This is a genomic window from Sagittula salina (assembly GCF_017813235.1).
Classification (GTDB): Bacteria; Pseudomonadota; Alphaproteobacteria; order Rhodobacterales; family Rhodobacteraceae; genus Sagittula; species Sagittula salina.
Window position 1 is genome coordinate 53,597 of record NZ_JAGISH010000019.1, and the last position, 7,692, is coordinate 61,288.

Here is a 7,692-nt window from a genome sequence, read left to right on the forward strand (position 1 = left end):
TATGAGACTTGCCGGGGACGGGGGGGCAGTGCTATTTGTCGCAGAACTTCAGGAGACTGGCCCATGGCGACCCCGCTCTATCAGACCGTGATCGACACCATCATCGCGCGAATCGCGTCCGGCGATCTGCCTTCGGGCGCCATGCTGCCCAGCGAAACGCAGCTGGGGTCCGACCTGGGCGTGAGCCAGGGTACCGCGCGCAAGGCGTTGATGGATCTGGAAAAACGCGGGCTGGTGCAGCGGGCGCAGGGGCGGGGGACCTTTGTCACCGTGCGCACGCCGGAGACGTCGCTGTTCAACTTCTTCCGGCTGCGCCGCCCGGACGGGACACTGACCGCGCCAAGGCTGGTGACGGAGGAGGTCACCCGCCGCCCCGCCACCGCGGAGGAGACTGCGACCCTGCACGGCGCGCCCGAAGAGGTGATCCAGATCCACCGCGTGCGTTCGGTCGACGGGCGCAAGGCGACATACGAGGTCTCCTGCCTGCCGCCTTCGCTGTATCCCGGTATCATGGAGCGCGCGCCGCTGACCAACGCGCTGTATGTGCTGTATCAGCAGGCCTATTCCATCATCATCACCCGCGCCGACGAGCGCCTGCGCGCCGTCGCCGCCCCGCCCGAGGTGGCCCGCGCGCTGGAGATCCCGGAGGGCGCGCCGGTGATGCGGATGCGGCGCGAGGCGGTCGACGTGCTCGACCGCGTGGTGGAGCTGCGCACCTGCCATCTGCTCAACGAGGGCATGGATTACTTCGTCTCGCTGTCCTGAGGCCGTTTGTTTTCCGCTCGCGTTGGCATATATTGCCATCAACCCGGATGGAGGCCGCGCATGGCGACGAGAAATGTTGTTCTGACCGAGGACATGGACGCCTTTCTGGCGCAGCTGGTGGCGGCGGGCCGCTACCAGAATGCCAGCGAAGCGGTGCGCGCGGGGCTGCGCCTGTTGCAGGACGAGGAAACGCAACAGACTGAGATCCGGGCACGTCTGGGCGCCGCGCTGGCAGAGGCCCGCGACGGCGCCCGCGCCGAGGGCAATGGGGCGGAGGCGGTAAAGCGCGCCTTTGACAGGGCGCGGCAGGCGCGGAGCGACGGGTGAAACCCTGGCGGCTGACGCCGCACGCCGAGGAGTCGCTGTATCGCATCGCCTTGTGGACGCTGGACCGCTTTGGCCCGGCCCAGGCGGAACGGTATCAGGCCGACCTGCTCGAAAGATGCGAGGCCGTGGCGGCGGGGCGTGCGGTTTCATACGATTGCGCCGTGCTGGCCGGGGACGACACGGATGGGCTCCGCTTTGTCCGTGCCGGAGAGCATTTCGCGGTCTTCGTCGACCTCGCGGCCGAGGTCGTCTTTGTCGACTTTCTGCACGGGCACAGCAACCTGCCGCGCCACGTCGCCTCCCTGACCCGCAAGCGGCAGGTCTGACGGGATCATTCCGCCAACGCGCGCATTTCCGCGATCAGGTCGGATTTGCCCTCGAAGCCGATACCGGGGAGGTCGGGCATGGTAATATATCCGTCCTCCACCGCCACCCCGTCGGGGAAGCCGCCATAGGGCTGGAACAGGTCCGGGTAGCTTTCGTTTCCGCCCAGCCCAAGGCCCGCCGCGATGTTCAGCGACATCTGGTGGCCGCCATGCGGGATGCAGCGCGACGGCGACCAGCCCGCCGCCGCGATCTCGTCAAGCGTGCGCAGGTATTCCACCAGCCCGTAAGACAACGCGCAGTCGAACTGCAACCAGTCGCGGTCGGGCCGCAGCCCGCCGTAGCGCAGCAGGTTTCGCGCGTCCTGATGGGAAAACAGATTCTCGCCGGTTGCCATGGGACCTGGGTAGAATTCCGCCATGGCGGCCTGAAGCTGGTAATCCAGCGGGTCGCCGATTTCCTCGTACCAGAAAAGGTCGTAGGGCCTGAGCATCCTGGCATAGGCGATCCCGCTTTCCAGATCGAAGCGCCCGTTGGCATCCACGGCCAGCCGCGCCTCGCTACCGATCTCGCGCAGCACCGCCTCGATCCGGCGCTGGTCCTCTGACAGGGATGCGCCGCCGATCTTCATCTTGACCACGGTATAGCCGCGATCGACGTAGCTGCGCATCTCGCGGCAAAGCGCGCTGTCGTCCTTGCCGGGGTAATAATAGCCGCCCGCCGCATAGACGAAAACGCGCGGATCGGCCTCAATGCCCTTCTGCTCCGCCAGCAGGCGGAACAGCGGCTTTTCCGCGATCTTGGCCACGGCGTCCCAGACGGCCATGTCGATGGTGCCCACCGCGACCGAGCGTTCGCCGTGGCCGCCGGGTTTTTCGTTCTGCATCATCGCGGCCCAGACGCGGTGCGGGTCGAGATTGTCGCCCGCGTCGGTCAGCAGGCTGGCGGGATCGGCCTCTAGCACCCGGTCGCGAAAGCGTTCGCGGATCAGCCCGCCCTGCCCGTAGCGCCCGTTCGAATTGAAGCCGTAGCCCACCACCCGCCGTCCGCCGCGCACCTGGTCGGTGACCACGGCGACGAGGCTGGCGGTCATCTTCGAAAAATCGATGTAGGCGTTGCGGATGGGCGAGGCGATGGGTTTCGTGACCTCGACAATGTCGATGATGCGCATGGGGCTCCCTTTCGTGATGGCGGGAGCATAGGCGCTGCCTCCCGGAGGGGGCCAATGCCGATTGCCGGTTTATTCATACGCCACCGGTATCAATCGGAGAGGGCGGAAACCTTCTCCCAGAAGGCTTCGCAATGGGGCGAAAGACGCGCGCGCGGGCGGTGGATCAGCACCCGCAGCGGGACATCGTCAGCAGACGTGCCAGCGTGCACCAGACGCCCCCGCGCCACGTCTGCCTGTGCCAGCGCATGGGGCAGCCAGGCGATGCCCAGGCCAGCCTTGGCCATTTCGAGGTTGGTGGCGGCAAGGACGGAGTGCATGACCGGCGTGACCTCGGGCCGGGGGCGCGCGGTCCAGTGATCTTCGAGGATGCGATGCAGGCCGGAGGCCTCGCCATAGGCGATCAGCGGGGCGGGTGGGCCATCGTGCAGCGGCCAGCGCGGCCCGCCGTCCGGCCCCGGCGCGCACAGCGGCACCAGTCGGTCCACCCCGATCCGGCGCGCGGGAAAGTGGCGTTCGGGCAGCGGCGGCGCGCCGGTTTCGCCGCCGTGGCTGACAAGAAACTGCACCGTGCCGCCCTGCATCAGTTCCATGCAGCGGGCCTGCGTGTCGGACACCATGTTGAGCGCGCCCAGCTCGGCTGGTTCCGCCACCTGCATCAGCCAGCGCGGTACAAAGATGTAGGACAACGCATGGGTGCAGGCCAGCGTCATCGCCGATCCCGCGCGGCCCGCGATGGCGGCGACCTCCTGTCGGGTCTCTGCGGCCTCGCGCAGGATGCGTTCGGCGCGCGGGCGCAGCGCCTCTCCGGCAGGGGTCAGGGCGACCTGCCGCGTGCTGCGCGTGACCAGCCGCGCGTTCAGCGCCGCCTCCAGTGCGGCGATGCGGCGGCTGAAGGCGGGCTGCGTCATGTTGCGGCCCTGCGCCGCGCGGCTGAAGTTCAGCTCCCGCGCCAGGGCGAGGAAATCCTCGAGGTGGTCCAGCTGCATCCCGCGCCCTCCATTCATGCGGATACGGCATGACATGACATGGCAGGCCGGCTCAGGCCAGCGCGGGGTCGGTCAACTGGAAGGGCGCGCGGGCGTTTTCGGCCTTCAGCCGGTCGGAAAGGAAATCGACGAAGACGCGGACCTTGGCCGTCAGGTGGTGGCGTTCGGGGTAGATGGCGAGAATGTCGGCGGTCTGGCGATACTCCGGCAGCAGCACGCGCAGGCGCCCGTCGCGGACGTGGCGGGCAATGTCCCATTCCGACCGCATCAGAATGCCGTACCCGCCCAGCATCCAGTCGCGCGCCATTTCGCCGTCGTTGGTGCTGAGCCCGCCACCGACCCGCGCGGAGGGGCTGTCGCCGCCGCGCGGGTCGAACCGCCAGATGTCATAGATGTCGTGTTCCTGCCGCAGCACGATGCAACAGTGCCCGGTCAGATCCTGAAGCGATGCGGGCGTGCCGTGGCGGTCGAGGTAGGCGGGCGCGGCGCAGATGAAACGTCGGTTGCGCAGCAGCAATCGCTGCACCAGCGCGCTGTCCGGCGGCGGGCCGAAGCGAATCCCGAGGTCAAAGCGTTCCTCCACGAGGTTCAGCGGCGCATCGGTCACCACAAGCTGCACCTCCACCGCCGGGTGCAGGCGCTGGAATGCCGCGACGGCGGGGGCGATGTGGCGGCGGCTGAACCCGAATGTGGCGTTGATCCTCAGCAGCCCCGCCGGGGTCTCGCGGCCACGGCGCAGGGTGCCTTCCAGTTCCTCGATCTCTGCCAGCAGGCGGGCGGCTTTCTCGAAGTAGACCTCGCCCTCTCCCGTCAGGCTGATGCGCCGCGTGGTGCGGTGCAGGAGGCGCACGCCCAGCCGATCCTCCAGCCGCGCCAGCCTTCGGCTGACGGCGGAGGCGGTGATGCCGATCTCGCGCGCGGTTTCGGCAAGGCTGCCGCGCCGGGCCAGCAGGACGAAGAAGGCCAGATCGCTGCCGCTCATTGATGAATCCAAAGCATGAATGATGTTCCTGCTTTGAAATTATAGAATTTGGCGCAGCAGTCTAGGCTGCACCCGACCAAGCGAAGGGGGGACCATGACACGGCACAGGATAGCCGCCATCGGGGGCGACGGCATCGGAGTCGAGGTGGTCGAAGCCTGCCTGCAGGTGCTGGAGGTGCTGGCGCAGCGCGACGGCGGTTTCGGGCTGGACGTGACGCGCTTCGATTGGTCGACAGAGCGGTATCGCCGCACCGGGGCTTTCATGCCCGAGGACGGGGCGGAGCAGTTGCGCGCCTTCGATGCCATCCTCTTTGGCGCGGTGGGGGTGCCGGATGTGCCCGACCACCTGACGCTCTGGGGGCTGCGGCTGGCGATCTGCCAACCGCTGGACCAATACGCCAACGTGCGGCCGACGCGGATGCTGCCGGGGATCGAGTCACCCCTGCGCGGGGTGGGACGCGGCGATCTGGACTGGGTGATCGTGCGCGAGAATTCCGAAGGCGAATATGCCGGGCAGGGCGGGCGGTCGCACCCCGGTCTGCCGCTGGAGGTCGCCACCGACGTGTCGATCTTTACCCGCGCCGGGGTGGAGCGGATCATGCGCTATGCCTTCCGGCTGGCGCAGTCGCGGCCACGCAAATTGCTGACTGTGGTCACGAAATCGAATGCGCAGCGGCACGGGCTCGTGCTTTGGGACCAGATCGCGGCGGAGGTGGCGCGCGAGTTCCCGGACGTGACCTGGGACAAGATGCTGGTGGACGCGATGACCGTGCGCATGGTGATGCAGCCCGCCAGTCTGGACACCGTCGTGGCGACCAACCTGCACGCCGACATTCTGTCCGACCTCGCCGCTGCGCTGGCCGGGTCGATCGGGGTTGCGCCCACGGCGAACCTGAACCCGGAGCGCGACGCGCCGTCTATGTTCGAACCGATCCACGGGTCGGCGTTTGACATCGCGGGAAAGGGCGTGGCGAACCCGGTGGCGACGTTCTGGACCGCCGCGTTGATGCTGGATCACCTCAACGAAACCGCCGCCGCCAACCGCCTGATGCAGGCGGTGGAAGCGGTGACCGCGGACCCCGCGCTGCACACGCCGGACCTGGGCGGCAGCGCCACGACACAGGACGTCACGCAGGCGGTGATCGCCGCCATCCGTGGCCGCAACGACTGAGGTAACCATGAGCGACTCACCCTCCAACACATTGAAGATCTCTGTCATTCCCGGCGACGGCATCGGCAAGGAAGTCATCCCCGAAGGCCTGCGCGCGCTGGAGGCGGTGGCCAGCAAGCACGCCATCGGGTTGCAGTTCGACGAGGTCGATTTCGCCTCGTGCGACTATTACCTCAAGCACGGGCAGATGATGCCCGACGACTGGAAGGCGCAGGTCGGCGGCCATGACGCGCTGTTCTTCGGCGCGGTTGGCTGGCCGGAAACGGTGCCGGATCACGTGTCGCTCTGGGGGTCGCTGATCCAGTTCCGACGGCAGTTCGACCAGTATGTGTCGCTGCGCCCGGCGCGGCTGATGCCCGGCGTGCCCTGCCCGCTGGCGGGGCGGCAACCGGGCGATATCGACATGTGGATCGTGCGCGAGAACACCGAAGGGGAATATTCCTCCATCGGGGGGCGCATGTTCGAAGGCACCCCGCGCGAGGTTGTCATGCAGGAAACCGTCATGTCGCGGCACGGGGTGGACCGGGTGCTGAGATACGCCTTTGACCTCGCCGCCCGCAGGCCGCGCCGCAAGCTGACCTCGGCAACCAAATCGAACGGCATTTCCATCACCATGCCGTGGTGGGACGAACGCGTGGCGGAGATGGCAGAGGCCTACCCGGAGGTCGCGGTGGACAAGTACCACATCGACATTCTGGCGGCGCATTTCGTGCTGAATCCGGACCGCTTTGACGTGGTGGTGGCGTCGAACCTGTTCGGGGATATCCTGTCGGATCTGGGGCCCGCCTGTACCGGGACCATCGGCATCGCGCCTTCGGGCAACATCAATCCCGAGCGGGATTTTCCGTCGCTGTTCGAGCCGGTCCATGGGTCGGCACCGGATATCGCGGGCCTGGGGGTGGCGAACCCCGTGGGGCAGATCTGGGCGGGTGCGATGATGCTGGAGCATCTGGGCCACGCGGAGGCCGCCGCCGACATGATGCGTGCCATCGAGGCGGTGCTGGCCGATCCGCGTCTGCGCACCCGCGATCTGGGCGGCACGGCGGACACTGAAACCTGCGGCAAGGCCATCGCGGAGCGGCTGGCCTGACGGGCTTTGCCTGCGTGCCTGGACCCACGCCGGGGCGACCGGCGCGGGCAATCGCGGCCTAGCGGCGAAGCCAGCCCAGCGTATCCTCTGTCGGGCCGCCGGGCTTGTATTCCGCCCCCAGCGGCCGGTCCCAGCCCATCGCGGCGATGGCGTCAAAGACGTAGGGGTAATGTACCTCGCCGTGATCCGGCGCGCCGCGATCGGGGAGGGAGGCGAACTGCACATGCCCGACGATGGGCAGAAGCGCCTTCAGGCGCGTGGTGATGTCGCCCTCCGTCCGGCCCACATGGTAGCAGTCGAACATCAGCTTGATGCCCGGCAGGTCCAGCTCTGACAAAATCGCCGCCGCCTGGTCGGTGGTCTTCAGGAAATAGCCCGGCGCGTCGTGGCGGTTCAGCGGCTCGATCAGCAGGGTGATCGTGTCGGGGGCCTGCGCGCGGGCATGGCGCAGCGTATCGAGGAAGGCCGCGTGCGCCTCCGGCCCTTCGGCAAAGCCCGCCATGACGTGGATAGCGCCGCAGCCGGTGGCATCCGCATAGGCAATCGCCTGATCGACGGCGGCGCGCGCGTCGGCCGCGCGGCCGGGCAGGGCGGACAGGCCGTTTTCGCCCGGATTGCCGCGCACCGTGTTCAGCCCCAGCAGCGGCAGGCCGGTTTCGTCCAGCGCGGCTTTCACCGCGTCGGCGGGGACCGCGTAGGGCCAGTGGCATTCCACCGCGTCGAATCCCGCCGCATGGGCGGCGCGAATGGCGTCGGGCAGCGGGCGGTCGGCCCAGAGAAAGCCGAGGTTTGCCGAGAATTTCATGCATCCCACTCCACGTCAAAGGTCGTGACCACGGCGCGGACCTGCGCCTCTGTCAGCGCGCGGGCACCCAT

The 7,692-nt window shown here is 68.0% G+C and carries 9 protein-coding genes; 5 read left to right on the forward strand and 4 right to left on the reverse strand.

All coding sequences use genetic code 11. The annotated features are described in order from the left end of the window. Positions 1-63 precede the first annotated feature (63 nt). Genes J5474_RS21020 through J5474_RS21030 form a run of 3 tightly spaced genes read left to right on the forward strand, consistent with a single transcriptional unit; the run spans position 64 to position 1,418 of the window. The gene (locus tag J5474_RS21020) at positions 64-765 is read left to right on the forward strand and encodes a GntR family transcriptional regulator (RefSeq protein WP_209363777.1); all 702 of its coding nucleotides are present in this window, start codon (positions 64-66) and stop codon (positions 763-765) included. A 60-nt stretch (positions 766-825) separates the two neighbouring features. Then, positions 826-1,092 (forward strand): type II toxin-antitoxin system ParD family antitoxin, encoded by a 267-nt coding sequence (locus J5474_RS21025; RefSeq protein WP_209363779.1) that lies wholly within the window; start codon positions 826-828, stop codon positions 1,090-1,092. Next, the gene (locus tag J5474_RS21030; RefSeq protein ID WP_209363782.1) at positions 1,089-1,418 is read left to right on the forward strand and encodes a type II toxin-antitoxin system RelE/ParE family toxin; all 330 of its coding nucleotides are present in this window, start codon (positions 1,089-1,091) and stop codon (positions 1,416-1,418) included. Before J5474_RS21025 ends, J5474_RS21030 begins: the two co-directional genes overlap by 4 nt. A 5-nt stretch (positions 1,419-1,423) precedes the next feature. On the opposite strand, the gene J5474_RS21035 is transcribed toward J5474_RS21030, so the two are convergent. The 3 genes from J5474_RS21035 to J5474_RS21045 form a co-directional block, all read right to left on the reverse strand. After that, positions 1,424-2,587 (reverse strand): mandelate racemase/muconate lactonizing enzyme family protein, encoded by a 1,164-nt coding sequence (locus tag J5474_RS21035; RefSeq protein WP_209363784.1) that lies wholly within the window; start codon positions 2,585-2,587, stop codon positions 1,424-1,426. 89 nt (positions 2,588-2,676) lie between these two features. Further along, entirely contained in the window at positions 2,677-3,573 is an 897-nt protein-coding gene (locus tag J5474_RS21040; protein ID WP_209363786.1) for a LysR family transcriptional regulator, read from the reverse strand. A 52-nt stretch (positions 3,574-3,625) separates the two neighbouring features. Continuing rightward, complete coding sequence (locus tag J5474_RS21045; RefSeq protein WP_209363788.1) at positions 3,626-4,555, reverse strand: LysR family transcriptional regulator; 930 nt, start codon at positions 4,553-4,555, stop codon at positions 3,626-3,628. A gap of 94 nt (positions 4,556-4,649) precedes the next feature. On the opposite strand from J5474_RS21045, the gene J5474_RS21050 reads away from it, so the two are divergent. Both J5474_RS21050 and J5474_RS21055 read left to right on the forward strand, forming a co-directional pair. Next, entirely contained in the window at positions 4,650-5,726 is a 1,077-nt protein-coding gene (locus J5474_RS21050; protein WP_209363791.1) for a tartrate dehydrogenase, read from the forward strand. 7 nt (positions 5,727-5,733) lie between these two features. Then, a complete protein-coding gene (locus tag J5474_RS21055) occupies positions 5,734-6,816 on the forward strand; it encodes a tartrate dehydrogenase (protein ID WP_209363793.1) in 1,083 nt (360 codons plus the stop codon). 58 nt (positions 6,817-6,874) lie between these two features. Here J5474_RS21055 and J5474_RS21060 read toward each other — a convergent pair whose 3' ends face one another. Then, on the reverse strand, positions 6,875-7,621 hold the full coding sequence (locus J5474_RS21060; protein WP_209363795.1) for a hydroxypyruvate isomerase family protein: 747 nt from the start codon (positions 7,619-7,621) through the stop codon (positions 6,875-6,877). Positions 7,622-7,692: the final 71 nt, after the last annotated feature.

Bases quoted from the DNA above. Each gene is read 5' to 3' on its own strand.
- J5474_RS21020 (WP_209363777.1), top strand. From the start codon at position 64: ATGGCGACCCCGCTCTATCAGACCGTGATCGACACCATCATCGCGCGA.
- J5474_RS21025 (WP_209363779.1), top strand. From the start codon at position 826: ATGGCGACGAGAAATGTTGTTCTGACCGAGGACATGGACGCCTTTCTG.
- J5474_RS21035 (WP_209363784.1), bottom strand. From the start codon at position 2,587: ATGCGCATCATCGACATTGTCGAGGTCACGAAACCCATCGCCTCGCCC.
- J5474_RS21040 (WP_209363786.1), bottom strand. From the start codon at position 3,573: ATGCAGCTGGACCACCTCGAGGATTTCCTCGCCCTGGCGCGGGAGCTG.
- J5474_RS21045 (WP_209363788.1), bottom strand. From the start codon at position 4,555: ATGAGCGGCAGCGATCTGGCCTTCTTCGTCCTGCTGGCCCGGCGCGGC.
- J5474_RS21050 (WP_209363791.1), top strand. From the start codon at position 4,650: ATGACACGGCACAGGATAGCCGCCATCGGGGGCGACGGCATCGGAGTC.
- J5474_RS21055 (WP_209363793.1), top strand. From the start codon at position 5,734: ATGAGCGACTCACCCTCCAACACATTGAAGATCTCTGTCATTCCCGGC.
- J5474_RS21060 (WP_209363795.1), bottom strand. From the start codon at position 7,621: ATGAAATTCTCGGCAAACCTCGGCTTTCTCTGGGCCGACCGCCCGCTG.